Raw genomic sequence first — 14,892 nt, forward strand, 5'->3', positions numbered from 1 at the left:
GTGGCCAACTGCTGATTGGTGGTACCCTTCTGCTCGCCAAAGTAAAAGCAGTATCACCATGAGCTATCAGCAGTTGACCGAGGGGCAACGATACCAGTTATCGGTGCTTCGCGCACAGGGGATGTCCATCCTTGCCACCGCACGCGCCATTGGCGTTCATCGCTCCACCCTCTACCGGGAGCTGCGTCGTAACGCCGGGCCGCAGGGCTACCAGCCAGACAATGCGCATCAGCACGCCACCCACCGACGGGCCAGTGCGGCCAAATCTCGGCTATCTGCCGATGTCATCCAGTTTGTCGAGCTGACACTCGCCTGGTGGTGGAGCCCGGAGCAGATAAGCGCGGTGGGCAAGCAGATAGGCCTCATGGTGAGTCACGAGTGGATATACCGCCATGTGGCCGCCGACAAAGCCCGGGGTGGCCAGTTGTACCGCCATCTGCGCCAGGGCCACAAGCGCTACCGCAAGGGGGCGAGCAGCCTGCGTTCTCCCATCAAGGAAGCCCGCTCTATTGATGAACGGCCGGCTATCGTCGATAGCCGGGAGCGGCTCGGTGATTGGGAGGCGGACACGGTGCTGGGCAAGCAAGGCACAGGTGCACTGGTCACCCTGGTGGAGCGCAAGAGCCGGCTCTATCTGGTCAAGCGGGTCGCGAGCAAACAGGCTGGGGTGGTGCGGGATGCGATAATCGAGATGTTAACGCCCTACATCGAGCAGGTGCATACCATCACCTTTGACAACGGCGGCGAGTTTGCCGAACACAAGGCGATAGAGGAAGCGCTGGGTGCCGAGACTTACTTTGCGCACCCTTACTCTTCGTGGGAGCGCGGTCTGAACGAGAACAGCAATGGGCTGTTGAGGCAGTTTATCCCAAAGGGAACAGACCTGAGAGAGGTCACGGACGAGGATGTCAGGAGAGCGGAGCAGTGGCTCAACCTACGACCTCGGAAATGTCTCGGATTCAGGCAGCCTGTCAAGGTATTCGAAGAGTACCGTCAGGCGGCATAGGCGAGTGTCGCACTTCGAAGTTGAATTCGCGAGGAACTAGCTTATTTTTTCTAAATAAATAACCACAGTCATTCCCACCGTCGGACTCATAGCGACCATATGGTTTCTTGCTGAAGTCATTAATAACAGTAATTGTTATCATATTTTTCATAGCTTGATGTTCCATTGCACAATCGTGCCGCCAATACTAATAGGTAATGAGTGTACATTTTCCTTCTTATCTTTTCCACTTAAAGTGTAAAGCCCTTCATTGCTAAATATCCATAACTTTCCATTCTGGTGGTCTTCAACAAGTGCTTTAATACTTTTACTACCTTGACCATGTTTTAATTCTCTGGTGCCACTAATATCGCCAATCATCGATATCTGTATTAACTGCTCATCACTGATGTCAAGATATCCTATTCGACTGGTTAATTTGGCAAAGCCATGTAGCCCAATCATGCTTTCAATATCTCTATATTTTTTAGGGAATAGAGATTGTAAACTAGGCTTAAACCATCCATTCTCTATGACTGTGTTCGGAATGCCAACACCTTGGTCAAATATAGCCAAGTAAAGCTCATCTTGTACTATGTCGCAGAGCATCCACCATTTTTTATCGTCGCGTTCAGAAATTTCTGGATATGCATGTAATAAAACATTATTTATTGTTTCATGTACGGCATCACCATATCTATGCTCTTCTGTGGCTGACAAGTTCTGGTCGTAAATAAAGGATTTTATATGGTCTATTATTTCCTCTCGAAACTGTGCTCCACGCCCTTGGATTATTGATATAGGCTTTTGAGACGTGAAATCAGATGTACAGACAAGTTTAAGTTGGTTGTTATGTATCCCTGCCCTTTTTATTAATGAATTAACTTGGTTGCTTTGATATGAGGACTTGATTAAGAATTTGCATCCATTCGAAATCGCCTCATCAATTGCTGCAAATAAAAGAACTGTTGCCGCGACGATAATTCTCTTGGTATCAACGAAGCTGATTAATAAATTTTGTTCATTGGAAGATCTTATCTGATTTATTAAGTTGATGGTTTTTCTAACAGTATCAACGTCTTGAATATTATCATTGACTGCTTTGTATACACAAAACTCTTCATGAATATGAATTATCTCATAGCTATGCTTTTGTTTTGTTTTTTTTCTAGGACGCCATGTATGTTTATAATATTTACGCTTTATTTCATTTTCCCAACGTTTTTTACCTATAAGTACTGAAATATCCATATTTATCTGTCCCTGTTCTTTATAGGAGGTGACTAAGGTCTCACTCTAACTAGATCATTAGTGTACCGTCACATTAATTTCATATGAAGCCCTTTGGCAATGAAAGAACGATGTATCTTTGATCGGAAAGATACATTGTTGTTCATGGACTTCACCTTCTCTTCACACAACCTCATTTTCCCCTCACAAATCCCCCTTATCTTCTGCCCACTGCTTAAAAGGCCCGGCTTGCCACAGGGGTGGCGAGGGGGCGGTTGGTTCGAGGGAGCAAGATGATGAAAGGTTGGATAAAGTGCGGCTTGGCCGGGGCCTTGATACTGGTGGCGAGCTTCTGGGGTGGCAGCGTGCGGGCGGCGCAGATGCCCCTTGGCCGGGATGCTGCCCTGCCGGTACAGATAACCGGGCAAGATGCGGCGGTTCTGACGGTGACCTCTTTCCTGTCGCTCGGGGAATAGCCATCGGTTGCTGCCGGGCTCAGCACCTCAGGGCAGGGATTGGGGCCTGTTTATCCGGACCTGGGCGGTGAGGGCGCGGCATATGGCGTATCAACACAGGCCGGGTGGCCTACCGCGTCTGATATTGGGCATCCAGCCAGGCGATGGCCGCTTGAGGGTCGTTGAATGCCCGGATATGGTCCGGGTGGGTGAGGGAGAGGCAGGAGAGGGCGATGTGATGGAGCACCTTGGCCGAATAGAGGGAGGCGATGGCCACCAGATTCTTCTGTGTCAGCCACTGATAGGTCTCTTGCAGATGGGGCAGGGCGGAGAGCACCACCCCCTGATGCTGGCGATGGTCCACCAGAGCGCAGAAACGCTTACCATCGAGACTGTTTACTACGCGCTTAATCTCCGTAATCCACGTCAGCATACCCTCTTCATTGAAAGGGCCGATCAGCTCGCAGGTGACCAGGTGTTCCTGCACATTGAAGATGAACTCACCGTGCTTTTTATCAAAGGACATACAACATTCTTATCCATGACCAGGGGCCGCAAGATGATGCTTATTCATTCCGAATGCATCAATACCCGAATGAGGGCTTGCTCGTGGCAGCTGTACTGCTGCGTTGACACCAGGAGATAAGGTGCTGGCCCGTGATGGCGATACGAGAACAACAGGCGGCGCCAGCGTGTTGCATCCGGATGCCGGGTAGTCCGGTCTGCACCCGGGGTGGCAATGCTCCTGCTTGCCCTGGCCCTTATCCCGGGGTGTCTTGCCCGGAAGGGGGGGCGGCCTTGGTCAGGGCGTCGATGGCATTGGGGACGAATCGCTCGGAAAAACCGGCGATAAAGGCCCAGATGACGGCTTTGGCGGCATCCAGATTGGTTGCAGGAGAGGCCAGGGTCAGCAGAGTCTGCAAGGAGACATAGGGATGCTCCATGTGTTTGAACTTGGGAAACAGGTCCCCCTGGAGCAGGCTGCTGGCAAAGAGCCCGTAGGCGATAAAACCGAGAATGCCGGAAAAGAGCAGGGAAACATAAAACTGCGTCACGATCACTCGGGGTTGGCTGATGTGGGCGATGGCACCGCTGTCGTGCAGCCTGGCGAGGCGGTAATAGTTGTTGATGACGGCCCCCACCGATCCGGCGAAGAAGATGGCGGTCATGATGTTGGAAATGAGGGGGATGGTTTGCAGCAGCAGTATCAGGGCAAGGCCTCCGAAGGAGATGAGGCCGCTGATGGCCAGGTGTTTGTAGTAGCGATCCATGGGTAGCTCCACATTGGGCAAGAGACCCTGTTGAGGATAGTCAGCCCATGGCGAAAATGACCCGAAAAGGCCGGTGTAGCAGTGCCGGGCCTGTGTCTGCTCGGCGAAGGCGACACCCCGGCATAGGTGGGTGTGTCACCGGGGTTCTTGATGGGGCGCTTCGCCGGTTCAGCCGGCCAGCGGTAGATAGACATGCTGGTAGGCCAGGGCGATGGCGCTGTAGAGCAGCAGGGCGGTCATCAGCAGGTTGAAGTACCTGAACCAGCGAGGATGTTGAAGATGACGTCCTATGAGGCTGCCAGCCATCGAGTAGCTGCCGGGGGCGCCGGCGGCCAGCAGGCCGAGCAGCAGTGACCAGGGCAGCAGGCTCCAGCCGTGGATCTGGGCTGCCGGGAACTGGATGCTGGTGATGGGCAGGGTGGCGATCATCGCCTTGGGGTTGAGCAACTGGATGACGAAGCCGCTGCGCACCCCCAGAGGGCGGGCTGGCGCCTCGTTGGCACCGAGCTCGCCGCTGTCGCTGGCGATCTTGATGGCGAGATAGGCGATATAGAGGCACCCCACCAGGCTGACATAGATCAGGGTATCTTCCCGCACCAGGCGGGTGCCCGCCCAGCCAAAGAGCAGCAGGAGCACGAACATCGCCAAGCCGACCCCGAGGAAGAAGCCAAGGGAGGCGCGGGTGCGGCCACCCAGGCCTGCATTGAGGCCGATGAGGTTGACGGGGCCAGGGGTATACATGATGCCGATGGCATAGGCGAGAAGTTCAATCATGGGGTGTTCCTTGGGCTCAGCGGATCAGGCTGGCGCTGTATTGGGTGGGGGTCATGCCATAGATGCGCTTGAAGCGACGGTTGAGGTGACTGAGATCGGTGAAACCGAAGCGGTACACCAGATCCTGCGCTGACTCTCCGGCGGCCAAGGCGCGCCGGGCGGCATTGATGCGGCAGTTGATCACGTATTGATGGGGTGTGATGCCAAGCTGTTGGCGAAACAGCCGCAGGAAGTGGTACTTGGAGATGTTGGCCGCCGCGCTGATGTCGGCCAGGGAGATATCCTGCTGAAAGTGGGCGTGGATAAAGTCCCTGGCCTGCAGCAGGAGGCGATCGATGCGACTCACCCGGCCATTGGGCTCAAAACGTCCCGCCTGCTGCATCACCCGGGTGGCGAGGCGATAGAGGGCAAACTCCTGCTCTATGCTGTCGGCCTGGCCGCGCACCGCCTGGGCCAGCTCGAGGATGCAGGCGCTCAGCGCCTCATCGCGCACCAGGGGCTGCAACAATCGGTAGGTCCCCATTGCCCGCTCGCCCGCAGCATCGGCAAACAGCGGGGTGAGTTCGTGGGGCGGAATGTAGAGCATGGTGTAGTCGAGGCTGGCGTTGTCACCGGCATGACCGTCGTGGACATCCCCGGGATTGAACTGGATGACGCTGCCTGCCGGGCTGGAGTGGGCTCCGCCGTGGCAGAAGAAGTTCTGCCGCCCGGCCAGAGTGACCCCGAAGGAGTACTCCTCGTGGGCGTGACGGTCGTAGCGAAATTCCGTCATGTTGACCCGCAGTGCAGTCAGGCTCGCCAGGTGCTGACTGTGTGCGAATATGAACTGGTTGTCCTGCGCCATCTTTCCCTCCTGTACCAGACTGCCCCCCTAATCTAGCCCCAAGGGTGTGCCTCTCGCTTGGACAATCTTGCTGTTTGCCGGTCCGCCTGCGCCCCGCACCGAGAAAAACGGCGCTGCCGATGGCTGTCTGCACCGACTGGCCCGTCAGCGAAAGCGAAACAGCTCCCGGTGCAGCGGGGTGCCCAGATGGGCATCCAGGGTGTGGGCCATGGGTTCGGGGCCGCAGAACCACACCGGGGTGTGCTGGCGTTGGCCCAGGGCGGCGAGATCCAGTCGGCCACGCTCGGATTCCAGGTGCAATTGGTACTCGACCCCGGCCCGGCGGCACAGCTCGGCCAGATGAACGTGATAGGGGGCGGCCTCGGCGGTGGGGGCGCATTGCAGCAAGGTGGTGCCGGGGCGTGTCTCGCCACGGCGCACCAGGGCCTCCAGCCAGGCGACGAAGGGGGTGATGCCGATACCGGCGCCCACCCAGAGCGCCGGGGCCGGATCTGGCAGGGCGAAGGCGCCATAGGGGCCGGTCACGGTGACCGCATTCCCCACCTTGAGGTGGCGGTGCAGCCAGCGGGTGTGATCCCCGAGGGCGCGCACCGCCAGAGTGAGGGTGCGGCCATCCGCCGAGACATCGACCAGGGTGTAGGGGTGGGGCTCGCCGCGCCCGGCAAAGTCGAAGAAGGCGAACTGCCCCGGGCGGTAGCCGGGCAGGGGAGATGCCAGGGCGACCCGGATCTCCAGGGTGCGCTCATCCAGAGGGGTGAGGGTGCTGACCCTTCCCTGGCGGCGCGCATTTTGGCCCACCCGGCCAAACAGGGAGTAGAGCGCCCCCAGGGCACCCAGCCCGCCGCAGATGAGCAGGGTCAGGCCGACCGGGGTCAGGGCGCCGATGCGCGGCAGCAGGCAGAGCCCGTGCAGCCAGCCCATCAGATAGATGACCGGGGCCAGCCGGTGAACCACCTTGAAGCGCTCGTAGCGCACCACGGCGAGCAGGCTCACCACCACCAGCGCCAGCAGCAGATAGAAACTCCATTCCCCCAGGGTATTGCCGAGGCTGTGCCAGAGGGCATCATTGCCAGCACCAGCACCAGCACCAGCACCAGCACCAGCACCAGCACCAGCACCAGCACCAGCACCAGCACCAGCACCAGCACCAGCACCAGCACCAGCTCCGCGGCGCGCCGGCCGGGTCAGCCAGTCGGCGGCGACAGCCCACTTGGGGGCTTCCACCAGCAGCCAGTGGGCCACCAGGGTGCCGGTGGCCCAGAGGGCGCTGCTGCGGTGCAGGTGCAACATGCGATCCAGCCCGCCGCACCAGGCTTCGAGCCTGGGCAGGCGCAGGGCGAGCAGCAAAGAGAGGGTCATGGCGCCAAGGCCAAGCAGACCGGTCAGGATCAGCAGCTCATGGCGCCAGGGCCAGAGACCGGCGGGCCACTGGGTCAGGCCAAACAGCCAGATGAGGGTGAGGGTCAGGGGCAGGGTCCAGCCGAGGGATGCGGGTTTCATGAGGTCCTCCTTGTCCATGCCTCCATTGCACGCCTGCTTTGTGGCGAAAGTGTGCCCCCTGACTACCTCTTTTGTAGCAGAGTGTGGCAAAGGGTCGCCGGGTCAGGGCAAGCGGACTGAGGAGGAGGGCGTTGAGAAAAACAAGGGGGAGAGGCAGGAAAGCGGTTGGCGTCACCCCACAGGCCAGGGTCTGGAGAGTGGTGATGCTGGGGCACCCGCATGGCTGCCCTCAGCAAAAATTCATGTCAGGATTTTCGTCCCTTGCCGCCCTTGTTGCCTGCGAGGGCCTGCTTTCTGGCCTTCTGCTTCTGGGCGCCCTTGCTGGCGCGGCGCGGCTCGGGGTCGAAACGGGTCAGATCCGGCTCAAAGCCTGGGAACCACTGCTGGGGCAGCCGGGTATCGAGCACGGCTTCGACTTTTTCCAGCAGGGGGGCGTCTTCGGGGCTGAACAGTGTGATGGCGAGCCCCTTGTTGCCGGCGCGGCCGGTGCGCCCGATGCGGTGCACGTAGTCCTCAGGCTGATGGGGAAACTCCAGGTTGATCACATAGTTGAGATCGCTGATATCCAGCCCGCGGGCCGCCACGTCGGTGGCCACCAGGGCCTGCAGGGTGCCGGCGCGAAACGCCAGCAGCACCTTCTCCCGCGCGCTCTGTGACAGATCCCCGTGGAAGGCCAGCGCATTGATGCCCCCCTTGCCGAGCTGCTGGGCCAGCTTGTCAGCCCCCTGGCGGGTGCGGCTGAAGATGAGCGCCGGTGCCCAGCCCTTCACGGTCAGCATGTGTTGGACCAGCGCCACCTTGCGATCGCTGTCCACCGCATAGACCCGCTGCTCCACCTCGGCCGCCGTGGTGTTGCGGGCGGCAACCTCGATAAGCTCAGGGTCGCGCAAGAGCACCCGGCTCAGGGCAAACAGGTTGTCATCGCAGGTGGCCGAAAACAGCAGGGTCTGGCGATCCGCCGGGATTTGCTTTAGCAGCGCCTTGATCTCGTCCATAAAGCCCATGTCGAGCATCCTGTCCGCCTCGTCAAACACCAGATGGCTCAGGGCTGCGAGGCTCAGCGCCCCCTGGCGCAGGTGATCGAGCAGGCGGCCCGGGGTGGCGATGAGGATATCCACCCCGGCGTTCAGCGCCTCCACCTGTGCGGCGATGCTCACCCCGCCGTAGACCAGCGTGCTGGTGAGGTCGGTGCCTCTGGCGTAGCGTGTGACGCTCTCGGCAACCTGCACCGCCAGCTCGCGGGTCGGCACCAGCACCAGGGCGCGAATGGGGCGAGGGCCATCGCTCGTCGGGTGTTGCAGCAACTGCTCCAGCAGTGGCAGCACGAAGGCGGCGGTCTTGCCGGTGCCGGTCTGGGCGCCCGCCATCAGATCCCGCCCCGCGAGGATCAGGGAGATGGCGCTGGCCTGCACCGGGGTGGGGGCGGCGTAGCCGAGCTCGGTCAGGGTTTGCTGCAAGCGGGGGGAGAGGGCCAGTTCGGCGAAGGAGGCAATGGACATAGGGCACCAGTATGGGGTTATCCCGCCCCGTGGCCGGGACGGAAACAATCAGCGTGGCTGGATGGTAACAGATAGCGGGGGCGCGGCAGAACTCGGCAAGGCGGTTTCGTGGAGCGGTGACCATGCATCATCTGATGGTCTCATGGGGGCTGGGCACTGGCTTTGGACTAGTATGAAGCTGCCAAAGACGGCTTGCGGCCGCCTCCTTTATGACCAAGAGACAAGGAGTCTGTGATGACCAGAAGACTGATCGTGTGTTGCGACGGCACCTGGAACAGCGAGGAGAACAAGGACAAGGGATCGCTGGCCCCGACCAACGTTTTCCGGCTGTTCAATGCCCTTTGCTGCGATGACACCCAGCTGACCCGCTACCAGACCGGGGTCGGCAGCGGCGGAGTGGTAGACAAGATCCTGGGGGGCAGCCTGGGGCTTGGACTGAGCGAGGATATCCGCGACTGTTACCAGTGGTTGGCGACCAACTATCGGCAGGGGGATGAGATCTTCCTGTTCGGCTTCAGCCGGGGCGCCTTCACCGCCCGCAGTTTGGGAGGCATGATAGGACGCTTCGGGATCGTCCGGTTTGCCCCGCAGGAGAGCATGAGCGCCGTGGTACAGCGCATCTACCGCAAGGGTTACCGCCATGGTCAGGCGCTCGAGGACTTGAACTTTCATCCCGATTCCAGGGGGATCCGCTTCATCGGTGTATGGGATACGGTCGGTGCCCTTGGCATCCCGGATGACAAGGCGTTGCTCAATCTGCTCGATAATCCAGACAACTACAGGTTCCACGATGTGAAACTCGGCGCACACGTGAAGACGGCGCGCCACGCCGTCGCCATCGACGAGCAGCGCGGCAGCTTCACCCCGACACTGTGGGAGGCTGCGCCCGAACGGGATCTGGTGCAGCTCTGGTTTGCCGGGGTGCACAGTGACGTGGGAGGGGGCTACAAGGAGCACGGGCTCGCGGATGTGACCCTGAAGTGGATGATGGATGAGGCGAAAAAGTGCGGCCTGAGGTTCAAGGAGTCGGCCTTAAAGCAGATCCATCCCAACCCCCTGGACCAGCTCCATGAATCCCACGTCGGCCTGATGAAGCTGCTGTTGACCACCCCCCGCAGCCTGCCGGTGCTGAGCTCGAGCGCCATCCACGACTCGGTACAGAAAAGGCGCGAGGCACCGCCCATCGACCAGATGGACTATCTGCCCACCCGCGAGTGGTCTGCCGAGGGGCGCATCACCCTCGACATCTATGCCCGCCACCCCTGGTTCTGGACCGGCATCTATCTGGAGACGGGGCGCCGCTACCGCTTCGAGGCGCAAGGCGAGTGGATGGATTCCACCATTCCTGCCGGGCCTGAAGGGGTACATGACAAGGCCTTCGTCCACGTCATGGCCTCTGCCCTGGGCAAGGTGGAGACCTGGTATGGCCAGGTGAGCGGCAACACCCAGGCCAATTTCGTGATGACCAAGCGGCTGGAAGAGGCGAACTGGTTCACCCTGATCGGCGCCTTGGCCAATGGGGGCAATCCAAAGCCGGATGGCACACCCGAACCCTCCAGCACCTTCATCATCGGCAAGGGGGCCGAGCTTGGGGTGCAAAAGGGGGGTTACCTCTACTGCTTTGCCAACGATGCCTGGGGCTTTTACGACAACAACAGGGGATACGTGACTCTGACGGTGACACAGCTGGCGTAGTGTTTTCCATGGCCGGCAGGGGCAACCCCTGCCGGCTCACTCCTCTTCCCGCTCCCGGATCAGCCTGATCTCCTGCCCCTGGTAATAGGCGATATTGCGCTTGCCGTGCTGCTTGACGTGATAGAGCAGGTCGTCGGCCAGTTGCACCGCCTCGGCCACCGTCAGGTAATCGCGAATGCGGGTTACTCCGGCGGAGAAGGTGATGGGGGCGGGCAGCTCGGGGATGCGCAATGGCCGCTCCAGCAGGCGGGCGGCGGAGTGATGCATCATTTTGTCATCGTCCATCCCCTTGAACAGCACGATGAACTCTTCCCCGCCCCAGCGAATGGCGACATCGCCCTTGCGGATGTTGGTCTTGAGGTGATTGGCGAAGGCGACGAGCGCCAGGTCACCCACCCCGTGACCATGGGTGTCGTTGACGGACTTGAAGTTGTCGATGTCGAGGATCATCAGGTAGTCGTGCTCCCGCAGCAGCGCCTGATTGAGGATGTCACGGCGTGGCAGCCGGGTCAGGTGGTCGGTCTGGGCCAGGATGCGCAGACGGGTAACCAGGCTGCGCCCCGTCAGCATGATCAGCAGCAGGGCGATGAGATAGAGCTTGAAGGCCGCCCCGTAGAGCACGGACCGGATGAAATCGCCGTAACTGTATGACCACTTGAGGTAGAGATCATTGCCTGCCTGAGTGCGCATCAGCGGTGTGCTCAGGCAGAGGTGGAACGGGCGGCAGGGCTCGACCTCTTCGAAGGAGAGGACGGTCCGGGTCGGATTGAGGCTCTCGAAGGGGTGCAGCACATCCTTGAACGCCCGGTCGACGGCGATGTCGATGCCCTTGAGTCCATAGCGGTAGTCCTTGATGGCGGGCTCGTAATAGACGAAGGGGAAGTAGAGGGTGATGGTATTCAGTCCGGTGAAGGTGTCGGTGTAGATCTCGGATACCCAGGCTTCATCCGTGCTGCAGGGGACATGGGTGGAGGCGAAGGAGGCGCAACCGAAAAAGTGGGTCCAGGGCTCGATGTCATTGAGGTCGGTGTTGACCGGGAGCAGCTGGCTCGGCAGCATCCCCTTGTTGGCGACCATGCCAAGCAGGCGGCGATCGTCATAGAAGGCGTAGAGGTTGAGGACCTCGGGGTTGGAGATGACGTACAGGTAGGCGAGGAGCATCTGGTTGGCCGGGGGCAGCACGGGAATGACCGCCAGGCGCTTCAGGGTGGGGAGATCATAGCCATAGGCATAGGCCGCCGCATCCCCGTTCTCGCTGAAGATGGGCATCTTGATGCTGCTGTTGTCGATGAAGTCAGCCAGTTTCTCTGGCGCCAGGATGCGGGCCCGCTGATAGAACACCTCGAACAGGTTGGCTTGCTTGGCGGTAATGAGCGCCATGTCGTGCCTGATGACGAAGTAGGTGTAGTTGGCTACCAGCCCGAGCCCTGTCAGAGCCAGACATAGCCAGCCAAACCGGTAGAGCCATTGACGGGGGATGATACGCAACAGTGATCCAGCCATGCAGTGAACTCGTCCATGGTGACAGAGGCCATTCTTGTAACTGATTTTGCCGGGCATCACCAGATGAAGTTGGTGGGTCGTCACCCGGCATGCGCAAGAATGAGCCAACAATATCAAAAAGATAGACGATGAGGCGTCATGCGATGTCAGGCTGGGGAAAGGGGTGGCGACTGAAACAAGAGGGCATGGCGCCCTCTTGTGTGGACTGTGGCGGGCGCCTTAGCGAGCCTGGTATTTCGGCGAGCGGGGGCCATGGAGGATGCCGTTGGGCATGTCGGCACTGAGCAGCCTGAGGCTGGTGATACCGGCGATTTCATGGCCCTTGTCGGTCAGGGTGTTGGCAATCTGATTGACCACCGCCACCACCAGCATGCCGATGAGGCCGCCCCCCGAATTGCCCTGCTGCTCGGCACTGCTGGCGCTGGCACTGCCTTCCCACAACAGCTTGCCGGTGCGCAGATCCACCAGGCGGGCACTGGCGGTGACCACTGTCTCGCTGGAGATGACCAGATAGCTGGTGCCGTACTCCTTGATGTCGAGGTAGAGGGCGGTATCGGCTCCGTAGATCTCGTGGAGCTTCTTGATGGGCAGCGCCTGGATGTCGGCGGGCTCGGTCACGCCGTTCTGCCGGAACGTCTCGTTGGTGACCGCCACCGGCAGCACGTAATAGCCGGACTCGGCGAGCGGATAGGTGATCTGGGATTGCAGGCTGGGGCCCGCCTTGATGTCCGGCGAGTGATTCACCGGCGGCAGCACCAGAATGGAGGTCGGTCTGCTCTCCTTGAAGTTGCTGTAGTCGTAGCCGGGGCCCTGTGCGCAGCCGCCCAGGAGGAGGGCACCCAGCGTGAGGGCAAGGAGGGTGCGCAGGGTCATTGGGTCTCTCCCTTCTTGTTGGACATCAGGAAGTTCATGAAGGGGGCCGATTCGGGGAAGAGGCGCTTCTCGGTTTCGAACTGCTCGCGAGTCTGGGCATCCTTGCCGAGCTGGGCGTACAGCATGCCGAGGTGAGCGTGAAAGCCCGGTGGCACAGCCTGTCCCTTGGCGCTCGCTTCTTGCTGGTTTTTCTCCAGCGCATCGATCTGCGCTTCGACCCCGGTGTCGTCACCCTGCATGTGCTGGTAAACCACCCCCTGATATTGATCCCAGTTGTAGAGCGTCTGCGGCCCCTGGGCGCAGGCGCTCAGCAGCAGGCCGCTGACCAGCAACAGGGAAGGACGGAACAGCGTCATCTCGTCTCTCCTCATTGGGCCGGGCGCCAGGCACCGGTCTCGATGCCGTTCACCAGATTGTTGACGGCCTCGCGGATGGCGAGATCCAGCACCTTGCCGTTCAGGGTTGAGTCGTAGCTGGCGGTGCCGCCGAAGCCGACGATCTCGCGGTTGGAGAGTTCGTACTCCCCGGCACCCTGGGAAGAGAAGACCACTTCCGAGGTGGTGACGTTGACGATGTTCAGGTTGACCTTGGCATAGGCGATCTGTGACTTGCCGCGACCCAGGATGCCAAATAGCTGATGATCACCGACTTCCTTGCGACCAAATTCGGTGACGTCGCCGGTGACCACGTAGTCGGCGCCCTTGAGTTGCTGAGCCTGTTGCTTGATCCCGGCTTCGGCCTGGATCTCCGCCATGTTGTCGCGATCCAGCACGCTGAAGCGGCCGGTCTGCTGCAGGTGGGTGATCAGCACGGTTTTCGCCTGGTTGCCCAGCCGATCCACGCCGTCGGAGAAGATGCCACGCATGTAGCTGGAACGGTTGTCGAACTTGCCGACGGCGATGGGGCTGCGTGTGCCCTGATAGTGGCTCTGATAGGAGGCAACCTTGGGCACCTCCAGGGTGCGCGACGACTCGCTCGCACAGGCTGTCAGCAAGCCCGCCATCAGGATGACACTGGATGAAACAACAAACTTCTTCATGTAAGGCCCCGTTATCAAAGGAAAAAACAGCGGCGGACTCTAACATGGTTCGTTGCGAAGAAAGTGCCCCGTATGGGGGGCATACCCGCTCAATCCCTGTGCGTTTGACAGGGGGTGGCGGAGGGCTGGGTCTGTTGCAGGGGCTGGAACACCTCCTCCAGGGCTGCCACCAGGGCGCGCATGCGGCCCGTCTTCTGCACATCCGGGTGCAGCACCATCCAGATGTCGATGGGATCGTGCTGGTCAGGCAGCAGGCGCACCAGGGCGGGATCCTCCTCGGCGAGGAAGGTGGAGAGCAGGGCGATGCCGAGCCCCTGCCGGGCGGCCGCCATCAGCACCAGCTGGGCATTGCTCTGCAGGACCACGTTGGGTTCGTGGAGCGGTTCGCCGCACAGACTCAGCCAGTGACGGGCCACCAGCTCTCTGGGAAAGAGCAGCAGGTCGTGTTCTTGCAGTGCCTGACCCGAGCGGGGCGTGCCCCGCCTGGCCAGGTAGTCGGGAGAGGCGTAGAGCCCCATCTTGATGGTGGCGAGCCGTTTGACCACGAGATCTCCCTGCTCGGGGCGCACGCTGCGAATAGCGAGATCCGCCTCCTGATTAGGGATGTCGCTCACGCTGACGGCGGTCAGCAACTTGAGGCGGATACCGGGGTGGCGCTGGCGCAGCAGGGTGAACGCGGGCAGCACGAAGCCCTGGGCCAGGGTGTCCGTGGTGGCGATGCAAAGCTCCCCTTCCAGCTCCCCCAGGCTCGCGGTGCGCATCATGGCCAGGGCCGCCTGCGCCATGGCCTCGGCCTGGGGCAGCAGCGCTTCCCCCAGGGGGCTGGGGCGATAGTGTCTGGGGGTGCGGATAAACAGCTTGGCCCCCAGCTGCTGCTCGAGCAGGGTGATCCGTCGCCCGACGGTGGCCTGATCCACCCCGAGCTCGAGTCCGGCCTGCCGCAGGCTGCCCCGCCGTGCCAGGGCCAGGAAGAAGCGGGCATCGTCCCAGTTGATCATGCTTGCTCCTCACTCAAGCAGAACGCCCGATTGGCGCCGCAATATTAGATGCCAGCGGGGATGGCAGCACAAGGGGATAGACCGGGTCCGGTGCCCCGGCCAAGGGCGCGCGCCACCCCGACGTGATGCAGGATTGAGTCGGCGTGATGCAGAACTGCCGCAGTCCGGGGTGGGCGGGATCGCTATGATGTCGCTCCCGATTGCGGTTTCATTTGTCTGCCACTGG

At 60.5% G+C, this 14,892-nt stretch carries 14 protein-coding genes and 1 pseudogene; 3 read left to right on the plus strand and 12 right to left on the minus strand.

Annotated features, from left to right (window positions below):
* Positions 1-58: 58 nt before the first annotated feature.
* Positions 59-1,006 carry an IS30-like element ISAs2 family transposase gene (locus H7R73_RS03675; RefSeq protein ID WP_019706001.1) on the plus strand — a complete coding sequence of 316 codons (948 nt, stop codon included), beginning with the start codon at positions 59-61 and terminating at the stop codon, positions 1,004-1,006.
* 147 nt (positions 1,007-1,153) lie between these two features.
* On the opposite strand, the gene H7R73_RS03680 is transcribed toward H7R73_RS03675, so the two are convergent.
* Positions 1,154-2,236: an ATP-binding protein gene (locus H7R73_RS03680; protein ID WP_182951474.1), complete on the minus strand. Its 1,083-nt coding sequence runs from the start codon at positions 2,234-2,236 to the stop codon at positions 1,154-1,156.
* A 272-nt stretch (positions 2,237-2,508) separates the two neighbouring features.
* Here H7R73_RS03680 and H7R73_RS24525 point away from each other — a divergent pair.
* Positions 2,509-2,604 (plus strand): annotated as a pseudogene (locus H7R73_RS24525) (subclass B2 metallo-beta-lactamase); the annotation flags it as partial.
* A 196-nt stretch (positions 2,605-2,800) separates the two neighbouring features.
* Here H7R73_RS24525 and H7R73_RS03690 read toward each other — a convergent pair.
* The 6 genes from H7R73_RS03690 to H7R73_RS03715 form a co-directional block, all read right to left on the minus strand.
* The gene (locus H7R73_RS03690; protein WP_103260788.1) at positions 2,801-3,196 is read right to left on the minus strand and encodes a hypothetical protein; all 396 of its coding nucleotides are present in this window, start codon (positions 3,194-3,196) and stop codon (positions 2,801-2,803) included.
* A gap of 235 nt (positions 3,197-3,431) precedes the next feature.
* Positions 3,432-3,941, minus strand: coding sequence for a hypothetical protein (locus H7R73_RS03695; protein ID WP_103260787.1), 510 nt, complete (start codon positions 3,939-3,941; stop codon positions 3,432-3,434).
* 168 nt (positions 3,942-4,109) lie between these two features.
* Positions 4,110-4,715 carry a LysE family translocator gene (locus H7R73_RS03700; RefSeq protein WP_103260786.1) on the minus strand — a complete coding sequence of 202 codons (606 nt, stop codon included), beginning with the start codon at positions 4,713-4,715 and terminating at the stop codon, positions 4,110-4,112.
* A gap of 16 nt (positions 4,716-4,731) precedes the next feature.
* Positions 4,732-5,559: an AraC family transcriptional regulator gene (locus H7R73_RS03705; protein ID WP_041214560.1), complete on the minus strand. Its 828-nt coding sequence runs from the start codon at positions 5,557-5,559 to the stop codon at positions 4,732-4,734.
* 144 nt (positions 5,560-5,703) lie between these two features.
* On the minus strand, positions 5,704-7,059 hold the full coding sequence (locus H7R73_RS03710) for a ferredoxin reductase family protein (RefSeq protein WP_442859280.1): 1,356 nt from the start codon (positions 7,057-7,059) through the stop codon (positions 5,704-5,706).
* Positions 7,060-7,304: 245 nt separating this feature from the next.
* Complete coding sequence (locus H7R73_RS03715; RefSeq protein WP_182951476.1) at positions 7,305-8,558, minus strand: DEAD/DEAH box helicase; 1,254 nt, start codon at positions 8,556-8,558, stop codon at positions 7,305-7,307.
* A gap of 234 nt (positions 8,559-8,792) precedes the next feature.
* Between H7R73_RS03715 and H7R73_RS03720 the strand changes: the two genes are divergently transcribed.
* A complete protein-coding gene (locus H7R73_RS03720) occupies positions 8,793-10,253 on the plus strand; it encodes a DUF2235 domain-containing protein (RefSeq protein WP_103260783.1) in 1,461 nt (486 codons plus the stop codon).
* Between the two features lie 36 nt (positions 10,254-10,289).
* Here the strand turns inward: H7R73_RS03720 and H7R73_RS03725 are convergent, their stop codons facing one another.
* The 5 genes from H7R73_RS03725 to H7R73_RS03745 form a co-directional block, all read right to left on the minus strand.
* Entirely contained in the window at positions 10,290-11,756 is a 1,467-nt protein-coding gene (locus tag H7R73_RS03725; RefSeq protein WP_103260782.1) for a GGDEF domain-containing protein, read from the minus strand.
* Positions 11,757-11,975: 219 nt separating this feature from the next.
* Positions 11,976-12,629 carry a DUF799 domain-containing protein gene (locus tag H7R73_RS03730; RefSeq protein ID WP_103260781.1) on the minus strand — a complete coding sequence of 218 codons (654 nt, stop codon included), beginning with the start codon at positions 12,627-12,629 and terminating at the stop codon, positions 11,976-11,978.
* On the minus strand, positions 12,626-12,985 hold the full coding sequence (locus H7R73_RS03735; RefSeq protein ID WP_010672939.1) for a DUF4810 domain-containing protein: 360 nt from the start codon (positions 12,983-12,985) through the stop codon (positions 12,626-12,628). Before H7R73_RS03735 ends, H7R73_RS03730 begins: the two co-directional genes overlap by 4 nt.
* Positions 12,986-12,996: 11 nt before the next feature.
* The gene (locus H7R73_RS03740; RefSeq protein ID WP_103260780.1) at positions 12,997-13,668 is read right to left on the minus strand and encodes a CsgG/HfaB family protein; all 672 of its coding nucleotides are present in this window, start codon (positions 13,666-13,668) and stop codon (positions 12,997-12,999) included.
* 89 nt (positions 13,669-13,757) lie between these two features.
* Entirely contained in the window at positions 13,758-14,666 is a 909-nt protein-coding gene (locus H7R73_RS03745; RefSeq protein WP_043155350.1) for a LysR family transcriptional regulator, read from the minus strand.
* Positions 14,667-14,892: the final 226 nt, after the last annotated feature.

This window comes from Aeromonas sp. WP2-W18-CRE-05 (assembly GCF_014168615.1).
Lineage (GTDB): Bacteria > Pseudomonadota > Gammaproteobacteria > Enterobacterales > Aeromonadaceae > Aeromonas > Aeromonas caviae.

Excerpts from the sequence above, each read along its gene's own strand:
- H7R73_RS03680 (WP_182951474.1), bottom strand. The coding sequence starts at position 2,236 with ATGGATATTTCAGTACTTATAGGTAAAAAACGTTGGGAAAATGAAATA.
- H7R73_RS03700 (WP_103260786.1), bottom strand. The coding sequence starts at position 4,715 with ATGATTGAACTTCTCGCCTATGCCATCGGCATCATGTATACCCCTGGC.
- H7R73_RS03705 (WP_041214560.1), bottom strand. The coding sequence starts at position 5,559 with ATGGCGCAGGACAACCAGTTCATATTCGCACACAGTCAGCACCTGGCG.
- H7R73_RS03730 (WP_103260781.1), bottom strand. The coding sequence starts at position 12,629 with ATGACCCTGCGCACCCTCCTTGCCCTCACGCTGGGTGCCCTCCTCCTG.
- H7R73_RS03695 (WP_103260787.1), bottom strand. The coding sequence starts at position 3,941 with ATGGATCGCTACTACAAACACCTGGCCATCAGCGGCCTCATCTCCTTC.
- H7R73_RS03735 (WP_010672939.1), bottom strand. The coding sequence starts at position 12,985 with ATGACGCTGTTCCGTCCTTCCCTGTTGCTGGTCAGCGGCCTGCTGCTG.
- H7R73_RS03710 (WP_442859280.1), bottom strand. The coding sequence starts at position 7,059 with ATGAAACCCGCATCCCTCGGCTGGACCCTGCCCCTGACCCTCACCCTC.
- H7R73_RS03740 (WP_103260780.1), bottom strand. The coding sequence starts at position 13,668 with ATGAAGAAGTTTGTTGTTTCATCCAGTGTCATCCTGATGGCGGGCTTG.
- H7R73_RS03690 (WP_103260788.1), bottom strand. The coding sequence starts at position 3,196 with ATGTCCTTTGATAAAAAGCACGGTGAGTTCATCTTCAATGTGCAGGAA.
- H7R73_RS03725 (WP_103260782.1), bottom strand. The coding sequence starts at position 11,756 with ATGGCTGGATCACTGTTGCGTATCATCCCCCGTCAATGGCTCTACCGG.
- H7R73_RS03675 (WP_019706001.1), top strand. The coding sequence starts at position 59 with ATGAGCTATCAGCAGTTGACCGAGGGGCAACGATACCAGTTATCGGTG.
- H7R73_RS03745 (WP_043155350.1), bottom strand. The coding sequence starts at position 14,666 with ATGATCAACTGGGACGATGCCCGCTTCTTCCTGGCCCTGGCACGGCGG.
- H7R73_RS03715 (WP_182951476.1), bottom strand. The coding sequence starts at position 8,558 with ATGTCCATTGCCTCCTTCGCCGAACTGGCCCTCTCCCCCCGCTTGCAG.
- H7R73_RS03720 (WP_103260783.1), top strand. The coding sequence starts at position 8,793 with ATGACCAGAAGACTGATCGTGTGTTGCGACGGCACCTGGAACAGCGAG.